Genomic DNA, 19,872 nt, shown 5'->3' with positions numbered 1-19,872 from the left:
CGTTGTTTGATGGATATACTTAGTTACGAAAAAGCCGCTCATTGAGCGGCTTTTTGTTATTTGAAATCGCGATTATTGCGCTGGCATATTGTCAATAATACGTTCACGTATCAGTTTCAAGGTAGGCTCTGTTGACAGATAATCCACGGCAATCGGGAAATAAGCGTCGTTAATTTGAAGAACCAAGCTAGGGTAAGAATCCACGCCTAGGCTCTTTGCAAGACTCAGTTGATCTTGGAACACACCTTCTAAGAAAGAGCCGTCCATATCGTTCTTGAACTGCTGAACATTCAAACCAATTTCTTTAGCTAGCTGCAAGTGAGTCGCTTCTTCATGAGGAGGCATCGCACGTAAATAATACGCATGTTGAATCGCTTCTAGCATCTGCTCATAAGAATCTTGAAAGCCCGCAGCGATAACTGCGCGACAAGATTGGTAAGTGCTTCTTACTGGCGTACAAAGCTTCCAGAAATCGTAGTTAAACTTGGTGCCCAACTGACGCTCAATCTGCTTCCAAATACCTTCGAGTTTTTGTTGCATCTCTGGTGGCATCGGCAAACTAGTATCTGGCGCAAGACCACCCACCACATACTCAAACTGAATAACGCCTGGCAGTTGCTGTTTCAATTTATCAAGCGTCGGTTTGTAACCCCAACACCAACTGCACATTGGGTCATGCACGTAGTAAAGCTTTATGTTCATTCCACTAACCTAAAAAGAAAAAGGAGCCAGTACGGCTCCTTCGTATTCTATCGCTAAATGTGAGTATTTACGAATTACTCAGCTTGATCTTCAGCGCGCGCTGCAGCTTCTTTGATTAGAGGCTGAAGTTCACCTTTTTGGAACATTTCTAGAATGATGTCGCAACCGCCGATAAGCTCGCCTTCAACCCATAGTTGAGGGAATGTTGGCCATTGTGCGTACTTTGGTAGCTCAGCACGGATATCTGGGTTTTGCAGAATGTCTACGTAAGCGAACTTCTCACCACATGCCATTAGAGCCTGTGACGCTTGAGAAGAGAAACCACAGCTTGGCAGTTTCGGTGATCCTTTCATGTACAGCAGGATTGAGTTTTCAGAGATCTGCTGTTTGATTTTGTCGATAGTTTCCATCGCTTCCTCATTCATGGGTTTGAACTTTGTTTATTTGCCACATTCTACTCAATAACGACAGAATAAAAACCATATAATTAATAAGGCTTAAATTCAGGTTGCTTGATGGCGAACAATTCAGCACTTCACAGCCGCTAACCCCTTAAAATATTTTCATATCGGGGTTTTAATAAAGTAAAAACTTGCTAAAATACTTAGCAAGTCAGCCTTAAAGGCTACACAGCTATAAAAAACACTGGAAGCAATCGAAAGGTCATCCTTTCAAATCAATGGAGAATCGAGTAATGGCATTTGAACTACCAGCTCTTCCTTACGCGAAAGACGCACTAGAACCACACATCTCAGCAGAGACTCTAGACTACCACCACGGTAAGCACCACAACACTTACGTTGTTAAGCTAAATGGTCTTATCCCTGGCACTGAGTTCGAAGGCAAAACTCTAGAAGAGATCATCAAGACTTCTACTGGTGGCGTATTCAACAACGCAGCGCAAATCTGGAACCACACGTTCTACTGGCACTGTCTTGCTCCAAACGCGGGCGGCGAACCAACAGGCGCAGTTGCTGACGCAATCAACGCAGCATTCGGTTCTTTCGAAGAATTCAAAGCGAAGTTTACTGATTCAGCAATCAACAACTTCGGTTCTTCATGGACTTGGCTTGTTAAGAAAGCTGACGGCTCTCTAGAGATCGTTAACACTTCTAACGCTGCTACTCCTCTAACAGAAGAAGGTACAACACCACTTCTAACTGTTGACCTGTGGGAACACGCATACTACATCGATTACCGCAACGTACGTCCTGATTACATGAACGGCTTCTGGGCACTTGTAAACTGGGACTTCGTAGCTGAGAACCTAGCGAAGTAATTTTACTTCCCCCTAAGTTCAATTTAGTCTTATTTTAAAAGCTCGCTGAACCAGCGAGCTTTTTATTTTTCGCTTAAAAACTCCAATTTAATCTCTTCTTTTTCCTAAAGTTCTTCTCAGACACGCCGTTAAAATGGCATCGAGCGAGGAACATCATGCAAATTCATACTTTAGACAAAGCGGCAATTATTAACGAACTTCAGTTCGGCAATGGTATCAACCATGCTGTCCACGAAGGACGTCGTGCTGATTTTGCACTGATTTTGTCGATGTTTTCTAACGATGTACGCGACGTTGTACCTGTAGAGCAAATCAAAGAAGTAGCCACTAGCGAAGATATACTCCGTCAACAACTTGAATTGTCAACGCCTCAAGCTCTTCGTTCTGATAGCAGCAGCTATGAGCTAGCAGCGCAGCAAGCAAAACAATTCCACGGTGCAGGTCTACCCTCAGCGAAACTGAGTCACTACTTGAAACCAGATGCCCTGACCTACTTGCCGGAAGATACGTTTAATCTTCCTGAAGACGTTTATCACAACCTATCCGGTCATGAGCGACGCAAATTGGGCGAGCGCAACAAAAACCTCATCCCAGATGCAGGGCTATACAATCAACTAGTGACGGCTCAACGTCAGTATCAAATTCAACTGCAAGTATAGAGATCATTGTTCAACCAACAGCTTGCAGTATCCACAGTCAGAAATGTGACGCCTTACAAATTACCGCATAATAGTCCTCATCCAAAAGCGTTAGTTTGAAGTCTTTCACACTGAGCCTTTCTAATTTCAACCATGCTAATAGCACAAACCACTGGTGTATTTTTTTCACACAGGGATACAGTGAAGGTGTTATGGATATTAAAGAATCAATTATTCTCGTCACGTCTGCAGGTTCTGTTATAGGAAGGACTTGTGCTAGTCACTTTGCTCACCTTGGAGCGACGTTGATTCTTTGTGACCAAAACTCTAGCGCTCTAAAAGCGAGCTATGAGCAGATTAGTGCCTTCACAGATAAAGTCTATGCGATGAATGTGTGCAGTGATAACACAACGTCCATTAACTTACTGTTTGATCAAATAGAATCGCAGCTGCGTGCGACACCAGACGTGATAGTCAATTGCTGGACGAGCTCTCCCATGCCAGGCTTGATGGCTCCCGAACCTATGAGTACTTACATTGATCACTTGTCTTCTGCAGCGCGTTTCCTCTACACCTATGGCCAAGTGGGAGCCGAACGATTTCGCGCTAGAAATAAGAAAGGGGTAATTGTTAACGTCATTTCCCATGACAGCCATGAAGATTTAACGGGAGTCGAAAGCATGGCTGCTTTGGTGTCAGGTTTTACTCACAGCTGGGCAAAAGAGCTCACTCCATTTAATATTCGGGTGGGTGGCGTCATTCCTTCGGTAAACCATACAAGAGAAGAACTTAACGAAAGACACTGGGCCGAGATCCAAGATGAATTGGTTCGCAATACCGCATATATCGTATCAAATGAGTATTTTAGTGGCAGAGTGGTTGCTACAGAAGTATGAATGGACAACGTGTTTGTTGCGTCAATGGATCGCTATTACTCAACTTTCTCAACAAAAAAGCCCCAGTCAAATGACTGGGGCTTTTACTTTTTCCCGGTTAAGGTTTCGTGCTAGCGAAAACCTTACTCACACGACTCTTGATTACGCGTCAGCTTTTTCTTTCTTTGCTTTAGGCGCCGCTTTCGCTGCTTCTTGGTCTGCTTTCTTCTTGATAACTGTTGTACCTTCGAAAGTTTCACCTTCAACGAATGCTTTACCGTAGTAAGAAGCCATTAACACATCTTTAAGTTCGCTAATTAGTGGGTAGCGAGGGTTCGCACCAGTACATTGGTCATCGAACGCTTCAACTGCTAGCTCATCAAGTTTCGCGATAAAGTCTGCTTCAGCTACGCCTGCCGCTTGGATAGACATTGGGATGTCTAGGTTCACTTTTAGCTCATCCAACCATGCTAGTAGACGTTCAATTTTCTGAGCAGTACGGTCACCAGCTTGGCTTAGACCTAAGTGGTCAGCAACTTCAGCGTAACGACGACGTGCTTGTGGGCGGTCGTATTGAGAGAACGCTGTTTGTTTAGTTGGGTTATCGTTCGCGTTGTAACGTACAACGTTAGAGATAAGTAATGCGTTTGCTAGGCCATGTGGAATGTGGAACTCAGCACCTAGTTTGTGCGCCATTGAGTGACAAACACCTAGGAATGCGTTAGCAAATGCCACACCAGCGATAGTTGCTGCGTTGTGTACTTTCTCACGAGCGATTGGGTCGTTAGCGCCGTTCGCGTAGCTTGAAGGTAGGTATTCTTTTAGCATCTTAAGTGCTTGTAGAGCCTGACCGTCAGAGTATTCGTTCGCAAGAACAGATACGTAAGCTTCTAGAGCGTGAGTTACTGCATCGTAACCACCAAATGCTGTTAGAGACTTAGGCATGTTCATCACTAGGTTAGCATCAACGATAGCCATGTTTGGCGTGATTTCGTAGTCAGCTAGTGGGTATTTAGCGCCAGTCTTGTCGTCAGTAACAACCGCAAATGGTGTAACTTCTGAACCAGTACCTGAAGTTGTAGTGATACATACAAGCTCAGCTTTTTGACCCATTTTAGGGAACTTGTAAATACGTTTACGGATGTCCATAAAGCGCATTGCTAGTTCTTCGAAGTGAGTTTCTGGGTGCTCATACATTACCCACATGATCTTCGCAGCATCCATTGGTGAACCACCACCTAATGCTAGGATAACATCTGGTTGGTAGCTAGCCATTTGAGCCGCACCTTTCTCTACAACAGAAAGCGTTGGGTCAGCTTCAACATCGAAGAATGTTTGAACTTCCATGCCTTGAGCTTTAAGTAGGCTTACTACGTCATCTGCGTAACCGTTGTTGAATAGGAAACGGTCAGTTACTAAGAATGCGCGTTTCTTACCTTCTAGGTCGCCTAGAGCAATTGGAAGGCTACCACGACGGAAGTAGATTGACTTAGGTAGTTTATGCCACAACATGTTTTCAGCTCGCTTCGCTACAGTTTTCTTGTTGATTAGGTGTTTAGGACCTACGTTCTCAGAGATAGAGTTACCACCCCATGAACCACAACCTAGAGTTAGAGAAGGCGCAACGTTGAAGTTGTACAAGTCACCGATACCACCGTGAGTAGTCGGGATGTTGATTAGGATACGAGCTGTCTTCATCTTGTCACCGAAGTAACGGATACGGTCAGCGTTAGTATCTTGGTTAGTGTAAAGACCAGATGTGTGGCCGATACCACCGATCTCAACCATAGTTACCGCTTGAGCAACCGCGTCTTCGAAGTTGTCAGCACGGAATAGACCTAGAGTTGGAGATAGTTTCTCGTGAGCAAATGCGTCATCGTAAGAAACTTTACCCAGACCTTCACCAACAAGAACTTTAGTATCTGCTGGAACTTTAACGCCTGCCATTTCAGCGATTGCTGCTGCTGGTTGGCCTACGATTTTCGCGTTTAGCGCGCCATCGATAAGCAGTACTTTACGAACTTTTTCCGCTTCTGCTTTGCTTAGTACGTAAGCTTTGTGAGAAGCAAAACGCTCTTTCACTTCGTCGTAAACTTCGTCAACTACGATTGCAGCCTGCTCAGAAGCACATACTACGCCGTTGTCGAAAGTCTTAGACATCAGGATAGAAGCCACTGCACGTTTGATGTCAGCAGTTTCGTCGATAACAACAGGAACGTTACCTGCACCTACACCGATTGCTGGTTTACCAGAAGAGTAAGCTGCTTTAACCATGCCTGGGCCACCAGTTGCAAGGATAAGAGCGATGTCATCGTGTTTCATTAGAGCGTTTGATAGCTCAACTGAAGGCTGGTCGATCCAACCGATGATGTCTTTTGGTGCACCTGCTGCTACCGCTGCATCTAAAACAAGTTTCGCTGCGTCGTTAGTCGAGTTTTTCGCACGTGGGTGTGGTGAGAAGATAATACCGTTACGAGTCTTCAGAGAGATTAGAGATTTGAAGATCGCTGTAGATGTTGGGTTAGTTGTTGGTACGATACCGCAGATGATACCTACAGGCTCAGCGATAGTCATAGTGCCTAGGTTGTCATCCTCTTCTAGGATGCCACACGTTTGTTCGTCTTTGTATTTGTTGTAGATAAACTCAGAAGCGAAGTGGTTCTTGATTACTTTATCTTCAACAATACCCATACCAGATTCTTCTACCGCTTGTTGCGCTAGAGGGATACGAGCTTGGTTAGCTGCAAGAGACGCTGCACGGAAGATTTTGTCTACTTGCTCTTGAGAGTAAGTAGCAAACTCTTCTTGCGCTTTCTTAACGCGAGCGACCATTGCATCTAGTTCAGCCATATTAGTTACAGGCATAGGGAATCTCCTAAAATTAACAAATATTAAAAACTTTTTACTAAGGCTATTACTTATCGTTTTTACTGTTTATCAGTCACTTAGAAAACAAACGTCTTAGTAAATTGCTTTCAGGACTGAGTATAATATTTCAGAGTGTGAAAAAAATTGACTTGGATCAGTTCTCACGACCTAAATACCACCAAAGTGGTGCTCCATCACACTAAAACGACATAACTCACTGATAAACAAATAAATTAATCTTCAATTTTTATTGAACAAAAAAGAAGCAAATAGACAAATAAATAAAAGAAACTACAACAACCTGTAAAAAAGTTTCATTTTTAGCCAACAAAATTACATGTAGGCCCAATTCCTTGTGCTACTGAGAGTATATCGAACCGAATACATCTCTCTACAAACCACCTTAGTTTTTATCAAAAGTGTGCGAATGTTAACGTTTATGTAAAACAGCACGCTTTGACAGCAACTTTATACGCAACAATTATTTTCCAGATTAGATACAGTTTATTAAAGAATTAGTTTTTCTCACTAAAACAGTAGGAAATGCGTTAGTTTTTTTCATTTCTTCCAACCCAACTTTTGCCTTACATTACGCCCAAATTACCCCTTCGCCTTTTCACTAATGTGAACTTTAATGAGTACGCAACATGCAAACTTTTGAACTTGCTATCTTCTTGCAGTTTTTTCTTGGTTTGGTCGCCGCAGTAAACCCTGTTGGTATCATGCCTGTGTTTGTGTCACTAACCGGACATATGACACCAGACGAAAAGCGCAATACGGCAACCACAGCGAACGTGGCTGTTGCTATCATTCTGATCATTTCGCTCTTTGCTGGCCAGTTACTATTAGATATGTTCAGCATTTCTCTGGATTCGTTTCGTGTTGCAGGTGGGCTACTGCTACTTAGCATCGCGTTCTCTATGATGAGCGGTAAACTGGGGGAAGATAAACAAAACAAACAGGAAAAATCAGAATACGTGAGTCGCGAGCAGATCGGTGTTGTTCCTCTTGCGATGCCGCTAATGGCAGGACCAGGCGCAATCAGTTCGACTATTGTTTACGGTGCACGCTACCCAAGCATGTTTGATACGGTAGGCATCAGCATTACAATTGGCTTGTTCTGTCTATGCTCGTGGCTGTTGTTCCGCTCTGCCCCACTGATCGTGCGATTTTTGGGTCAAACTGGTATCAACGTCATTACCCGTATCATGGGGTTGATATTAGGCGCATTGGGTATTGAGTTTATCGCCAATGGTTTACGCAACTTATTTCCAGGATTAGCCTGAGTTTCTATAAAATTGTATGATAGAGCGATTCAACAATGGATCGCTTTGTCATGACGACTGACTCTCTCAAACATACTCTATATGTCACCATTTTTGGTACTCATACCAAAGCTGGTCGAACCTTCGATATTGCACTCATTATCGCGATTATCAGTTCTCTAATCGTACTGGTATTAGACTCAATACCATCCGTACGCGCCGAGTGGGCAAAAGAGCTGAAATACTTGGAGTACACTTTTACCGGTTTATTCACTATTGAGTATTTTCTCCGACTTTATTGCTCTCCAAAACCAGCCGCCTATGCGAAGAGCTTTTATGGCGTCGTTGATTTACTCGCGATTTTACCTACTTACTTAGCACTGTTTTTCCCTTCTGCCTCCTTTATGGGCGTAATAAGAGCACTGCGAGTCATGCGAATATTCCGCATACTCAAGTTGGTCCGCTATCTTCAAGAGTCCAACATCCTCTTACGCTCTCTACTGATGGCGCGCAGAAAGATTTTTATCTTCTTTAGCTCTGTCGCCATTATGGTCACGATCTTTGGGTCGCTGATTTTCGTCATTGAGGGGCCTGAAAACGGATTTACTAGCATTCCGAAAAGTATTTATTGGGCTATTGTGACCATCACAACGGTTGGATATGGTGACTTGGTACCTCAAACAGATCTCGGAAAAGGGCTTGCCTCACTCACCATGTTGTTGGGTTATTCAATTTTGGCGGTCCCTACTGGTATTTTCACAGCAGAGCTTCACCAAGAAATGCAATCGCACAAAGTATTAGTGAAGTGTCCGAACTGTTCTCACGCCGGGCACGACTCTGATGCGACTTACTGTAAACACTGTGGTAGTGAACTGGCCGATCCTGATAAACGCGTTGTTCGTGGAGAAGACGAAGCATAAAAAAGAGCTCCCTAGGGAGCTCTTTTATTTTGTCATCAAACAAAGATTGATGTGATTATGCTTTCTCAGAAAGAATAATGCGTAACGTACGACGCAATGGTTCTGCTGCGCCCCATAGTAGTTGGTCACCAACAGTGAAAGCATTTAGGAAGTCATCACCCATTGCCATCTTACGTAGACGACCTACTGGTACGGACATAGTGCCTGTTACTTTTGCAGGTGTAAGTTCTTGCGCAGTAATGTCACGATCGTTAGGAATCACTTTAACCCAGTCGTTATGAGTGGCGATGATTTCTTCGATTTCATCCATTGGGACATTTTGCTTAAGCTTGATAGTGAGTGCTTGAGAGTGACAGCGCATCGCACCAATACGGACGCAAGTACCATCGATTGGCACAGGCGAGCTTTGTGAGCCCAAAATTTTGTTTGCCTCTGCGCCCGCTTTCCACTCTTCTTTACTCTGACCGTTATCACGTTTCACATCGATCCACGGAATAAGCGAGCCAGCTAGTGGTACACCGAATTTATCGGTAGGGAAAGAACCGCTGCGCATTGTGTCTGCAACTTTTTTATCAATATCTAGGATAGAGCTTGATGGGTTTGCAAGTTCGGAACTTACAGAGTCATTGATAACGCCCATTTGCGAGATCAGTTCACGCATGTTTTGCGCGCCAGCACCAGAAGCGGCTTGGTATGTCATTGCGCTTGTCCACTCAACAAGGCCTTTTTCGAATAAGCCACCTAGACCCATTAGCATTAAACTAACCGTACAGTTACCACCAACAAATGTGTTCGTGCCACCGTGGATGCCTTGTTGGATTTGCTTTAAGTTCACAGGATCAAGCGTGATGATGGAATCTTCCGCCATACGTAACGTAGATGCTGCGTCAATCCAGTAGCCTTTCCAACCGGCTTGTCGAAGTGCTGGGTAAACTTTTTCTGTGTAGCTACCACCTTGACATGTAATTACCGCATCAAGCTGTTTTAAGCTTTCAATATCATACGCGTCTTGCAGTAAGCCTGCGTCTTTTCCTAAGTTAGGAGCAGGAATACCAACTTGAGAAGTACTGTAGAATACTGGTTCGATTAGGTCGAAGTCTTTCTCTTCAACCATACGCTGCATAAGGACTGAACCAACCATACCGCGCCAACCAACTAAACCAACTCTCATCGTATTAACTCTCCATGTATTAAAAAACCTACCCCATAGTTAATTTTTCGCATCAAAATCTCAACCCCTATTTTGTAAATAAGCCTATTTTTTAACCTTTTCCTATGAAAATTCGTGTTAAACGAGATTTTTTAGTGTTTGGTTTGCGATTTCGGCCATTTTTCAAGTAGGGAAAGCCCTGTTACTCCAAATTGGTCTTACCACTCAGTGACAAAATAACACATGAAGCACAATAATTTTACATTACACAACATTTAAAACCAAAAAAGTTAAAACAAACTAACAGTTAATTTCACAAGCAAACGTTTTTGCCGACGAACATCAAGATAAAACACCAAATATTCGAAATATAATTTTTGTTAATGTATGTTATGCGCGATTACAACAAGGAGCGCCTTCCTCTATTGCTCCAAGATTGACAGAGGCACATATGAAGCAAGTTACACCACGCCTACCAAGCTTGATACAGGTATTTATCTCGCTCGGTTTATTTCTACTGCTGGCATTTTCGTTCACTGCCAAGCTAGACCTACCGATCCAGCTAGCGCTGTACATCGGTTGGTTCATTATCATGATATTAGGCATTAAGCTTGGTCATCAGTACAAAGATCTGGAAAAAGCTGCACTAAATGGCATTTCCAATGGACTTGGAGCCGTCTTAATTCTTCTTGCCGTTGGCGCGCTTGTTGGTACGTGGATCTCTGGTGGTATTGTTCCAACCATTATTTACTACGGCCTTAAAGCAATTCACCCTTCTATCTTTTTGCTCGCAACCATGATCATCTGTTCATTGACTGCGCTAGCGACTGGCACCTCTTGGGGCGCTGCTGGTACTGCTGGTATTGCGATGATGGGTATTGGCCAAGGCCTTGGCGTTCCTGCACCAATTACAGCTGGTGCGGTGCTTTCAGGTTGTTACTTTGGTGACAAAATGTCGCCTCTATCAGATTCTGTGATTCTTGCTTCATCGATGTCTAACGTTGAAGTGATGGAACATATTAAAGGCATGCTGCCGATCGCACTCATTAGCTACATTATTACAGGCATTATGTTTACTGCATTTGGCTTCCACTACGCAGGTCAAGTTGACATGAGCCAGGTAGACTCTGTAATTAAAGCGATGGAGCAGCAATTCTACATCACCCCTTACTCATTTGTTCCTGTGATCATCGTATTGTCACTTCTAGCAATGCGTATGCCTTCATTCCCAGTGATCAGTTTTGGTTCTCTGCTCGGTATTATTTGGGCAGTAATGATTCAAGATGTAGACTTCCTAACCGCGTTCAACACCGCTTGGGCTCCGTTTGCGATTTCTTCAGGCGTAGATTTCATTGACTCCATTCTTAACCGTGGCGGCATGTCTTCAATGCTTGGCTCAGTAGCAGTTATCGTATTCGGCCTTGGTTTTGGTGGTCTACTAGATAAAGTGGGTGTGTTAGAAACTATCGCTAAGCTGTTTGAAAAACGCGTTCAAAGTGCAGGTTCACTGGCAACAAGTACAATCGGTACAGCCTTTATGGGGAACGTATTTGGTTCAGCGATGTACGTTTCACTTATCCTGACACCAAAAATCTGTGCGAAGAACTACGATCGCCTAGGCTACAAACGTAAGAACTTGTCTCGTAACGCAGAGTTCGGCGGCACATTAACATCTGGTATGGTTCCATGGAGTGACAACGGTATCTACATGGCAAGTATTCTGGGTGTTGCGACACTGTCTTATGCACCGTTCATGTGGCTAAGTTTTGTATGTATCATTGTGACCATCATCAGTTCCTACATGGGTTGGTTTGTTGATAAATGCGAACCAACGGCGGAAGCAGTTGAACAAGCAGAAGGCGAACTGAAGCAGCAAACCGCTTAAGTTCGCATAGATAGGAAGAATCTCTCTTCCGAGTGAGAGACAAAGAAAAAGAGCGCATGAGCGCTCTTTTTTATATCTCAACCAAACGTTAACTTTGTTTGACTTGCGCTTTCACTGCTGCACGCTTACCAAACCAATAGCCCAAGCCAAGTGGTGCAAAGAATATAACGGCAATGAACAAGATGAAGTAGATAATGGTACTTTTAACGAGCTCAATCAGCTTGGTCATCGCTAAACTGACCACTTCCTGCGAGACTCGGTCCATATCTTGAACAAACTTCTCACGCTCATGGGTAATGATCTGCGCGATTTCTTGGCGCTCTCTGGCTACCATCAGCTCTAAAGCTTGGCGCTCCTCACCCAATTGAGATAAACGCGCTTGCGTTTTTTGGTCAATATCGTCAACCAAAGGTTGTAACTCTACCGCCATTTGCTCTGCCAAATAGCGCATGTACTCTGGATTGTTATCAATAAAGTCCTTCATCGAATCAGCCGTAATTTGTAGGCTATTTAGCGCAGCATTAACTTTTTCGATGCTGGCAGAGCTATTTAATGCTAATAACTGCGCCTTCCAAGTCATAATTTTGGGGGTCTGTTCTGATACAAGGCTTAGACGATCCGAGACATCACCTAATGCTTCTGGCATTGTACCTAGCGTAGTCACTGCCTCTTCCTCGCTAATTTGATTCGCATCTAACCACCCACGGTAAGCTGGCGTCCTGATCATACTTAAGTCCGCGAATGGATGTTGCTTAACGAACTCTGCAACAAACGCTTGTGTCTTGATGTACGCTTCTTGTTTCAACAGAGATTGAGCCAGTTTATCCACCTCTTTCGCTAAGTGAGCAGAAACTAACTTTGCCTCATCTGTCGCAAATAGTTCATTACCAGGGCCAGTCGTAAAGAATTGATCCATCTGTAGCGTAAAAGTCCAAGTATCAATCAGTGCTGCCATTGGCGAGACTTGGTATGCTGCGGCTTGAAGACCTTCTTCAGCATTTATCTTCCAAAGCAAAATATAAGATTGATGGACTTTATCATGCGGCTCATATTGATCGTGCAATGCATCAGCAGCTTGCTCTACCTGAGCAAAAAACTGTTGCGCATACTCACGAGTCAGGAGACGCATATTAAGCTCTTGTTTGGTAAGAGGGACGGTTTGACTCTCGATTTTCACTTCTAACAGGGAGCACCCTGAAAGCATCACAACCAACCCTATCAACATCATTGAAGACAATCGACGAACGGACATGAAAGTACCTTTAACAAATTGTATGGAACAGGAATAAAGCGAACTAAGTCATATAGTTCGGGCCTTTAATACCCCAACTCTGATGATTGTAAGTCAGAGCAATATCAATCTGTTAGCGCTTCTTGTATCTTTTCACTATTGAGAACGTGGTTAGCGAAAAGTATGGTTTGCTTTAGGACATCATCTAAACGTGTCAGTTTCTCTTCCGGCACTTTTTGCCCTTGTTTAATCAACAGTTCAATATCACCCGAAATGCAGTGCAATGGCATTGCCCCTAAACTTCCCGAGACCCCTTTAAGACTATGAGCCGCTCTTTGCGCTTGCTCTTTATCCTCTTCTAATAGCCGATGCATTTTTGAACCATCGCCAGAGTGATCCTGAATAAAGACTTCAAGTAACATTCGCACCGCGCTTTCATCTCCCGATAGCGAGTCCAGCATCTTATTGATATCTATATACGGCTCACGTTCCACTACTGCCACTTGTGATGTGTTCGGCTCATTATGACTCTGTTCGTTAACTTGGCCGTTTTGAGCGCTTTCGGACTGAGCAGAAAAAACAACGTAAGACCCACCAGCTTGCTCAGACTCTTTATCTTCTGCTCTTGATGGTATTAGCGGCTGAACGGTTCTTTGGGAGAAAAGCCCCCATGAAATAAGAGAAAGAAATAAACCACTGATTACTGACAACCAAGTAACAAAGGTCATCAACTTTTGTTCCAACTGGTCATTTATCGAAGTTAACTGGTTCGGGAAATCAGGATTAAGCAGTTGATTAACTAGATAGCTGCCTTGCGCCTTGGCAGATAGCGCGCTTGAAGTCTGGGCTAGTTGACGCTGAAAAGCACTTCGCTCTTGAGGAGAAAGCGTGTCCGACTCGATAAAGAGTCGGTCTAAATCACGATAAGTATCGCTATTCGTTGCTGAGTCACTAAAAATAGACTCCAAAACAAGTGCGCCTAAGCGATAGTACATTGATTGAATTTGCTCAGAGTTTTCATCTCGGGCGCGGCTTCTTCGCAACTGCTCGGCTAATGAGACTAGCTCACTGTCACTTCCTACAAAGGCTCGAGCACTTTCTAAAAATCGATCGGTCGCATAAAGCAATTGAGTAATATCTGGTGTGATTTTTCCTTCAGAAAACTCACTTTCAAGCTGTAAGCGAACTGCATAGGCTAACTGAAGTTTTAGTGAAACTTGGTCGACGTGCTTAACACGATAAGGCAGATCAAAGTTAAAAAAGTGTCTGACTTCTTCGACTTTGCTTCCTAGCTCATTCACTGTTGAAATGGTTTGAATCGTTTGTTTGGCTTGCAACCAAATCCCTAGCGCTAAAACACACCATAACACGAACCAGAACCAAACAAACCGCCCCATTCCTTCTTTTAGCTTCAGCAACACTCGCCCCTCGCATATCTCCATTAATTACAAGCATATACTATGGATGTTTCTTATTCACATAAAAAAGAGAGCCATTGGCTCTCTTAATTTGACGATATGGTTTTAGTTGCGACTCAACTGATCTTTTAGATTTGGTGGCGTACCTTTAATCGTTAAGGTATCCGTCTCTGGGTCATAAAAAATACGCTCGCCAAGCAATAGGCTATCAAAGCTAATATTCAAGCCACCACCAGCGCCAACAAATTTAGTCAGTTTGCGAACCGTCGCACGGTCACCTGGGAAAGATTCTTCAAGTTCGTACCCTTGCTCTTTGGTGAAATCCATAAAGCTTGTGCCATCTTGGCTTGGAGGAAGCTCTCCAGAAAGCTCTGAGATTTGAACCTCATCACCGGATTTAATTTGCTCATTGCAGTAATCGTAAACTTGTTTCTTGTACTCGTTCACTTCTTGCTTTTCTAGCTTCGAGTCAGCACAAAAATCATCCACTGCCTGCATCAACACTAAGTTTTGTTGTTTCGTATCTAAGCCGATGTCCGCTTGCAGGAAATCTAGGAAAAAATCCGCCACTTTACGGCCGACGCGTCCCTTGATGTATTGCAAGTAACGATTAGATTCCTTATCAGTGTCGTAGCTCGACAAGTCAATGCGTGCCGCAATATCCATTTTGGTGATATCTAGGTAATCCGTCGCACTGATGTCCAAACCTTCGGTCACTTTTAAACTTTGGTTCATTGGTAAGATACCGATGAACAAGTAGTCCGTTGCTAAACTCTGATACTCAGCGAAAACCAAAATACCTTCATCCGCAAATGGGTACTTAATCAACTCTTCTTTCAAGCGATTTGCACTAATTTGTGAGAAGTCGTAAAAATCTCGCTCTCCTTTGCGCATTTCTTGAAGCCAAAATTGAAATTCGCTGTCTGACTGGAAAGAGCCAAAACCTTTACCAGCTTTAGAATGGAATACTCGGTGAAGCTCAGCGACTAAGTTTTCAGTAGATGCATCGTTCTCTAATGATGCTGGACGAAAGTTTACAACTAGCTCGTCCTGATCGTTTTTGCACAGTTGATGCAGAATAACGTTTGAAAGATGAAGGCTCATAGTGATTTTATCTTGCTACAAGGTTTTAGTTGATGGGCATTGTAGGTTATCATAAGCCGCTTTTACTATCATTATTAGAGTCTTTATGCCGATTACATCTAAATATACTGACGAGCAAGTAGAGAAAATTCTTGCTGAAGTAGCAACAGTTCTTGAAAAACACGCTGCTTCTCCTGAGTTGACGCTAATGATTGCCGGAAATATCGCAACCAATGTCTTAAATCAACGTGTTGCTGCTTCACAACGCAAAGCGATTGCTGAAAAATTTGCTCAGGCGCTGATGTCTTCTTTAGAAACACCAAAAACACACTAATAACGGACAATAGAACACATACATGGTAGACAGCGGAAACTCATACGGCGAACGTGTATCTCGACTGGTTGGTTGGGGTCACTGGTTTGCATTCTTCAATATCGTCGCATCGATGTTGATAGGCACACGCTACATTGTTCAGTCTCCTTGGCCCGAGACGTTACTTGGTCAGTTTTATCTGGCGGTTTCTTGGGTTGGTCACTTTGGCTTTCTAGTTTTCGCGCTTTACTTGCTCGTTCTATTCCCGTTAACGTTTATCCTGCCATCGCGGAAATTGTTCCGTTTGGTGGCAGTGATTTTCGCGACCGTTGGGCAAACCATATTATTGATTGATACCCAAGCGTATCAGTCGATCAATTTGCACTTAACTCCTGTCGTTTGGGAGTTACTATTCAGCGAAGATAAAAGTGCACTCAGCACTGATCTACAACATCTGTTTGTTGTAATGCCGCTGATCTTCCTTATTCAGCTCGCCCTATCCGAATGGGTATGGCGAAAACAGCGCAAACTATCTCATAAGCACGTAGGACGTCCTCTAGCAGCTGTATTTTTCCTCAGCTTTATGACCAGCCATTTGGTTTATATTTGGGCAGATGCATACTTCTACAATCCAATTACCAGTCAGCGTTCAAACTTCCCATTGTCTTATCCGATGACGGCGAAGAGCTTTATGGAAAAACATGGTCTACTTGACCGTGAGGAATACCTAAAACGCTTAGCGGAAAATGAAGGCAACGTAGAGTTAGTCAATTACCCTCTAGAAAAGCTAGAGTTTAACCGTCGAGTCAATAAGCTCAACGTGTTGATGATCAGCGTAAATAACCTGCGTGCAGACGCGCTGAATCCAGAAGAGATGCCTAACCTCTATGAGTTTGCCGAAAACAATCAGAACTTCCGTAATCATTACAGTTCAAGTAATGATACTTACGGGGCTTTCGGTTTGTTCTACGGCTTACCAACCAGTTACGCCTCAAGCATCAAGGCGCAAGGTGCTTCGCCGGTGTTACTCGATGTACTGAAAGATCAGGGTTACAACTTCGGCTTATTCAGTGGCAGCGGGTTTGAAGATGATCTCTACTCAGAGATTATTTTCCGCGACTTAAAACTAGCGGAAGACCTCGATGGCACACAAGCTCATACCGATAAGCAATCTATCGCGAACTGGAATACATGGTTAACAGAGAAAGCGAGTCAACCATGGTTTAGTTACATCGAAGTCACCACCGTTGATAATTTTGAATCGATCCCTTCCAATAATGACGAAGAAATGTCCGCAAGTGATCGCTTCAAAAAAGCTTATGAATATGCGGTAAAATCAGCGGATAAAACCATCGCTAGCATTATTGGTGAGCTTGAAAAAAATGGACTATTGACAAACACCATCGTGATTATCACTTCTAATCACGGTAGTGAGTTTAATGAAACAAACACGAACAGCTGGGGCGCAAACAGCAACTACAGCCGTTATCAGTTACAAGTTCCTATGGTAATCCAATGGCCAGGAATGTTGGCTGGTGAATTTAATCACAGCACAAGCCACTTGGACCTTTCGGTCACGTTGTTGCAGGATATGCTCGGTGTATCTTCCAACCCATATGATTACAGTAGTGGTCGTAACCTATTTGACGAAAGTCGTCGCCGTTGGATCCTAGCGGGTGACACTCGTGAGCTTGCCTTAATTACTAGCTCACAAACCACAGTGATCGATAAGTTTGGCAACTACAAGTTGTATGACAAAAATTACAAACGACTTCGAGATGATGCACCGAAGTTGCCAGTTTTGATGCAAGGTTTAACTGAGTTACAGCGTTTTTATTCTAAAAACGATTAATACCTAGCAATCCATATACTATTCAAACTCCCCTTTTTGGGGAGTTTTTGTTTATTTAAACAACACAAACCACAAATTTGCGCAGTAAACATCCAATCAGTTCAACTAGGGGTTTACAACATTTTCAAAGCCTTATATTATGCGCCTCAACAACGGAGAGATGGCTGAGTGGTTGAAAGCACCGGTCTTGAAAACCGGCATACGTTAATAGCGTATCTAGGGTTCAAATCCCTATCTCTCCGCCACATTTAGAAAAAGCCCGCTAAGAAATTAGCGGGCTTTTTCGTATATCCAGATTTGAAAAGATTTGTACAAATCCCTCCTTGAATACAAGCCCAGCAATCGCCACATTCAAAAAGAGCACACTTAGAAATTAACGACCTTTTCGTTTCAGTGTCCCGTTTTGAATCAGGTTGATACTTACGTCTAGTTGTATTTACTTACCAACAAAGACTTCTTTAGCGGCATTAATGAGCTGCAAATGAATTGGGACAAGGTCTGCATGATTCGTTCGATATCCACCTCCGACGACAGCTGCGACAGGGATACCTCGCGATTTCATTGTTTGCATTAAAAATCTATCACGTTCTAAAATCCCTTGCGTCGAAACATCAAAATATCCCAACTCATCGTCTTGATGTATATCAACACCAGCATCGTAGATAACCAAATCAGGACGATGAAGATTAAGCGCCATATCGACCACTTCCTTAAACGCCATTAAAAAATCCTCATCACCGGTCCCTCGTACCAAAGGCACATCTAGATCAGACTGAGGCTTTCTAGCCGGGAAGTTTTTGTCACAGTGGAAAGAAAGCGTGATTATATCTGGCTCATCGTCACATAAAGTTGCTGTTCCATCCCCATGATGAACATCACTATCAATGATCAATACTTTATCGACATGCTCTACTTCGAGCGCTTGCCTGGCCGCGATCACTAAGTCATTAAATAAACAAAAACCACTGCCAAACTCTTTGTGTGCGTGGTGATACCCGCCACTCAAATGAATGGCAACACCATACTCAAGTGCTTTATTTGCGGTCAAAGCCGTGCCCGCTGCTGAAGTTAGCGTTCTGGTAATGAGAGACTCACTCCAAGGAAAACCTATTCGGCGCATCTTCGCAGCTGGCATGTTTCCATTCACTAGCAAGTCGACGTATTCCTGGTCATGAACACGTTTTACTTCCTCAACAGTCAGTGCTTCTGGCTGGAAAAACTGCACATGCTCTTTCCAGTCATCTTTCTCCATATGTACCAATATCGATTCATAGAGGTACTGGTATTTCATAATTGGGTAACGATGCCCCTCTGGCAACTCAAGTTGAGAATAAACCGGGTGGTAGATAAATGGCAGCATGAGAAATTCTTAATAACAATGGTAACGAAATAGTATCAACTTCAAGGGTTGAATAAAACGCAATTTAATTGATAATGATTTTCAATATCAATTAAATTTAATATACATATGAATTCTACTTTCTTTGCTATTCTCGGCGCACTGTTTGGCTCTCTTTGTGCTCTGTCCCTATTTTCATCTCTCGTTGTTGGTACGTGGTGGCTGGTTGATTTTATTGCTCTTAGCTAACACAATGACTTCCAACTGAAATCAAAAAAAATATAGGTGTTTGTATGAGTCAAACCGTCTTTATTACCGGAGCAAATCGCGGCATTGGCCTTAGCTTAACTGAGCTGTACCTGAAGCAAGGCCATCAAGTACACGCTACTAGCCGTTCCTTAGAGAACAGTTCTGAACTACAAACTCTAGCCTCACATTACAGCAATCTAGTTTTGCACGAACTGGATGTCACTCACTACGAACAAGTCGCTCTGCTTGCAGATAAGCTCCCCGCCATCGACTTACTCATTAACAATGCGGGATATTACGGCCCCAAGGGATATGGCTTTGGAAACACTGACGTAGAAGAATGGCGTAAAGTCTTCGAAGTAAACACCATTGCACCGTTAAAACTGGTTGAGCACTGTTACCCTCGCTTACAACAAGGCAAGATAAAAAAGATTGCTTGTATCTCATCAAAAGTGGGGAGCATGACCGAAAATACGTCCGGTGGCGGTTATATTTATCGTTCATCGAAAGCGGCGCTAAACTCGGTTGTTAAAAGCTTGAGTAATGATTTAACACCTGAAGGATTTACCGTTTTAGCGCTTCATCCTGGTTGGGTAAAAACGGCAATGGGCGGACCAAATGCATTGATAGATACGCAAACCTCCGCGCAGGGCCTAGCGAACGTGATAGAGCTGAGTACACCGCAACTTTCAGGTCGATTTATTAACTACGATGGTACTGAGCTACCTTGGTAGCGGCATTAAGAAACAACCATCAATAAACCAAATAACAACTAAGCTAGGCTTCATAATCGTGACTTGGTTGG

General features: G+C 43.3%; 17 protein-coding genes and 1 tRNA gene. 10 read left to right on the top strand and 8 right to left on the bottom strand.

All coding sequences use genetic code 11. The annotated features are described in order from the left end of the window. Nucleotides 1-72: 72 nt before the first annotated feature. Together ACZ5ZC_RS22120 and ACZ5ZC_RS22115 are read right to left on the bottom strand one after the other, a co-directional pair. The gene (locus tag ACZ5ZC_RS22120; RefSeq protein WP_005396534.1) at nucleotides 73-702 is read right to left on the bottom strand and encodes a DsbA family protein; all 630 of its coding nucleotides are present in this window, start codon (nucleotides 700-702) and stop codon (nucleotides 73-75) included. A gap of 74 nt (nucleotides 703-776) precedes the next feature. Beyond that, entirely contained in the window at nucleotides 777-1,112 is a 336-nt protein-coding gene (locus ACZ5ZC_RS22115) for a Grx4 family monothiol glutaredoxin (RefSeq protein WP_017635833.1), read from the bottom strand. Nucleotides 1,113-1,396: 284 nt separating this feature from the next. Here ACZ5ZC_RS22115 and sodB point away from each other — a divergent pair, with 284 nt between their 5' ends. The 3 genes from sodB (at nucleotide 1,397) to ACZ5ZC_RS22100 (ending at nucleotide 3,515) form a co-directional block, all read left to right on the top strand. After that, nucleotides 1,397-1,981 carry a superoxide dismutase [Fe] gene (sodB, locus tag ACZ5ZC_RS22110; protein WP_005396533.1) on the top strand — a complete coding sequence of 195 codons (585 nt, stop codon included), beginning with the start codon at nucleotides 1,397-1,399 and terminating at the stop codon, nucleotides 1,979-1,981. A gap of 155 nt (nucleotides 1,982-2,136) precedes the next feature. Continuing rightward, nucleotides 2,137-2,640 carry a VC2046/SO_2500 family protein gene (locus ACZ5ZC_RS22105; RefSeq protein ID WP_054867996.1) on the top strand — a complete coding sequence of 168 codons (504 nt, stop codon included), beginning with the start codon at nucleotides 2,137-2,139 and terminating at the stop codon, nucleotides 2,638-2,640. Between the two features lie 191 nt (nucleotides 2,641-2,831). Further along, nucleotides 2,832-3,515, top strand: a complete 684-nt coding sequence (locus ACZ5ZC_RS22100; RefSeq protein ID WP_046874522.1) for an SDR family oxidoreductase — start codon at nucleotides 2,832-2,834, stop codon at nucleotides 3,513-3,515. A gap of 141 nt (nucleotides 3,516-3,656) precedes the next feature. Here the strand turns inward: ACZ5ZC_RS22100 and adhE are convergent, their stop codons facing one another. Continuing rightward, complete coding sequence (adhE, locus tag ACZ5ZC_RS22095; RefSeq protein ID WP_046874521.1) at nucleotides 3,657-6,359, bottom strand: bifunctional acetaldehyde-CoA/alcohol dehydrogenase; 2,703 nt, start codon at nucleotides 6,357-6,359, stop codon at nucleotides 3,657-3,659. Nucleotides 6,360-7,009: 650 nt separating this feature from the next. Here adhE and ACZ5ZC_RS22090 point away from each other — a divergent pair. Together ACZ5ZC_RS22090 and ACZ5ZC_RS22085 are read left to right on the top strand one after the other, a co-directional pair. Then, entirely contained in the window at nucleotides 7,010-7,648 is a 639-nt protein-coding gene (locus ACZ5ZC_RS22090; RefSeq protein WP_005396528.1) for a YchE family NAAT transporter, read from the top strand. A 35-nt stretch (nucleotides 7,649-7,683) separates the two neighbouring features. Beyond that, entirely contained in the window at nucleotides 7,684-8,547 is an 864-nt protein-coding gene (locus ACZ5ZC_RS22085) for an ion transporter (protein WP_005396527.1), read from the top strand. A 55-nt stretch (nucleotides 8,548-8,602) separates the two neighbouring features. Here the strand turns inward: ACZ5ZC_RS22085 and asd are convergent, their stop codons facing one another. Continuing rightward, complete coding sequence (asd, locus tag ACZ5ZC_RS22080; RefSeq protein ID WP_005396526.1) at nucleotides 8,603-9,718, bottom strand: aspartate-semialdehyde dehydrogenase; 1,116 nt, start codon at nucleotides 9,716-9,718, stop codon at nucleotides 8,603-8,605. Between the two features lie 430 nt (nucleotides 9,719-10,148). Here asd and nhaC point away from each other — a divergent pair, with 430 nt between their 5' ends. Next, nucleotides 10,149-11,582, top strand: coding sequence for a Na+/H+ antiporter NhaC (nhaC, locus tag ACZ5ZC_RS22075; protein WP_005396525.1), 1,434 nt, complete (start codon nucleotides 10,149-10,151; stop codon nucleotides 11,580-11,582). Between the two features lie 88 nt (nucleotides 11,583-11,670). On the opposite strand, the gene ACZ5ZC_RS22070 is transcribed toward nhaC, so the two are convergent. The 3 genes from ACZ5ZC_RS22070 to yejK form a co-directional block, all read right to left on the bottom strand. Continuing rightward, complete coding sequence (locus tag ACZ5ZC_RS22070) at nucleotides 11,671-12,834, bottom strand: chemotaxis protein (RefSeq protein WP_464932292.1); 1,164 nt, start codon at nucleotides 12,832-12,834, stop codon at nucleotides 11,671-11,673. 104 nt (nucleotides 12,835-12,938) lie between these two features. Beyond that, nucleotides 12,939-14,255 carry an Hpt domain-containing protein gene (locus tag ACZ5ZC_RS22065; protein ID WP_464932291.1) on the bottom strand — a complete coding sequence of 439 codons (1,317 nt, stop codon included), beginning with the start codon at nucleotides 14,253-14,255 and terminating at the stop codon, nucleotides 12,939-12,941. 81 nt (nucleotides 14,256-14,336) lie between these two features. After that, nucleotides 14,337-15,335 (bottom strand): nucleoid-associated protein YejK, encoded by a 999-nt coding sequence (gene yejK, locus ACZ5ZC_RS22060; RefSeq protein WP_005396521.1) that lies wholly within the window; start codon nucleotides 15,333-15,335, stop codon nucleotides 14,337-14,339. A gap of 85 nt (nucleotides 15,336-15,420) precedes the next feature. Between yejK and ACZ5ZC_RS22055 the strand changes: the two genes are divergently transcribed. From ACZ5ZC_RS22055 to ACZ5ZC_RS22045, 3 genes are all read left to right on the top strand, one after another. Beyond that, entirely contained in the window at nucleotides 15,421-15,648 is a 228-nt protein-coding gene (locus ACZ5ZC_RS22055) for a YejL family protein (protein WP_005380722.1), read from the top strand. Nucleotides 15,649-15,670: 22 nt separating this feature from the next. Beyond that, the gene (locus ACZ5ZC_RS22050) at nucleotides 15,671-17,479 is read left to right on the top strand and encodes a DUF3413 domain-containing protein (RefSeq protein WP_124008368.1); all 1,809 of its coding nucleotides are present in this window, start codon (nucleotides 15,671-15,673) and stop codon (nucleotides 17,477-17,479) included. 154 nt (nucleotides 17,480-17,633) lie between these two features. After that, nucleotides 17,634-17,724, top strand: a tRNA-Ser gene (locus tag ACZ5ZC_RS22045). Between the two features lie 191 nt (nucleotides 17,725-17,915). Here ACZ5ZC_RS22045 and ACZ5ZC_RS22040 read toward each other — a convergent pair. Continuing rightward, nucleotides 17,916-18,839, bottom strand: coding sequence for a histone deacetylase family protein (locus tag ACZ5ZC_RS22040; protein WP_203347063.1), 924 nt, complete (start codon nucleotides 18,837-18,839; stop codon nucleotides 17,916-17,918). Nucleotides 18,840-19,111: 272 nt separating this feature from the next. Between ACZ5ZC_RS22040 and ACZ5ZC_RS22035 the strand changes: the two genes are divergently transcribed. Then, a complete protein-coding gene (locus tag ACZ5ZC_RS22035) occupies nucleotides 19,112-19,801 on the top strand; it encodes an SDR family oxidoreductase (RefSeq protein ID WP_258640822.1) in 690 nt (229 codons plus the stop codon). Nucleotides 19,802-19,872: the final 71 nt, after the last annotated feature.

The organism is Vibrio sp. JCM 18905 (assembly GCF_055393305.1).
This window is presented reverse-complemented; position numbering and strand designations above follow the sequence as displayed.

Coding starts and splice junctions, on each gene's coding strand:
- ACZ5ZC_RS22100 (WP_046874522.1), top strand. CDS start 2,832: ATGGATATTAAAGAATCAATTATTCTCGTCACGTCTGCAGGTTCTGTT.
- sodB (WP_005396533.1), top strand. CDS start 1,397: ATGGCATTTGAACTACCAGCTCTTCCTTACGCGAAAGACGCACTAGAA.
- ACZ5ZC_RS22085 (WP_005396527.1), top strand. CDS start 7,684: ATGGATCGCTTTGTCATGACGACTGACTCTCTCAAACATACTCTATAT.
- ACZ5ZC_RS22035 (WP_258640822.1), top strand. CDS start 19,112: ATGAGTCAAACCGTCTTTATTACCGGAGCAAATCGCGGCATTGGCCTT.
- adhE (WP_046874521.1), bottom strand. CDS start 6,359: ATGCCTGTAACTAATATGGCTGAACTAGATGCAATGGTCGCTCGCGTT.
- yejK (WP_005396521.1), bottom strand. CDS start 15,335: ATGAGCCTTCATCTTTCAAACGTTATTCTGCATCAACTGTGCAAAAAC.
- nhaC (WP_005396525.1), top strand. CDS start 10,149: ATGAAGCAAGTTACACCACGCCTACCAAGCTTGATACAGGTATTTATC.
- ACZ5ZC_RS22065 (WP_464932291.1), bottom strand. CDS start 14,255: ATGGAGATATGCGAGGGGCGAGTGTTGCTGAAGCTAAAAGAAGGAATG.
- ACZ5ZC_RS22070 (WP_464932292.1), bottom strand. CDS start 12,834: ATGTCCGTTCGTCGATTGTCTTCAATGATGTTGATAGGGTTGGTTGTG.
- ACZ5ZC_RS22120 (WP_005396534.1), bottom strand. CDS start 702: ATGAACATAAAGCTTTACTACGTGCATGACCCAATGTGCAGTTGGTGT.
- ACZ5ZC_RS22105 (WP_054867996.1), top strand. CDS start 2,137: ATGCAAATTCATACTTTAGACAAAGCGGCAATTATTAACGAACTTCAG.
- ACZ5ZC_RS22055 (WP_005380722.1), top strand. CDS start 15,421: ATGCCGATTACATCTAAATATACTGACGAGCAAGTAGAGAAAATTCTT.
- ACZ5ZC_RS22115 (WP_017635833.1), bottom strand. CDS start 1,112: ATGGAAACTATCGACAAAATCAAACAGCAGATCTCTGAAAACTCAATC.
- ACZ5ZC_RS22090 (WP_005396528.1), top strand. CDS start 7,010: ATGCAAACTTTTGAACTTGCTATCTTCTTGCAGTTTTTTCTTGGTTTG.
- ACZ5ZC_RS22040 (WP_203347063.1), bottom strand. CDS start 18,839: ATGCTGCCATTTATCTACCACCCGGTTTATTCTCAACTTGAGTTGCCA.
- ACZ5ZC_RS22050 (WP_124008368.1), top strand. CDS start 15,671: ATGGTAGACAGCGGAAACTCATACGGCGAACGTGTATCTCGACTGGTT.
- asd (WP_005396526.1), bottom strand. CDS start 9,718: ATGAGAGTTGGTTTAGTTGGTTGGCGCGGTATGGTTGGTTCAGTCCTT.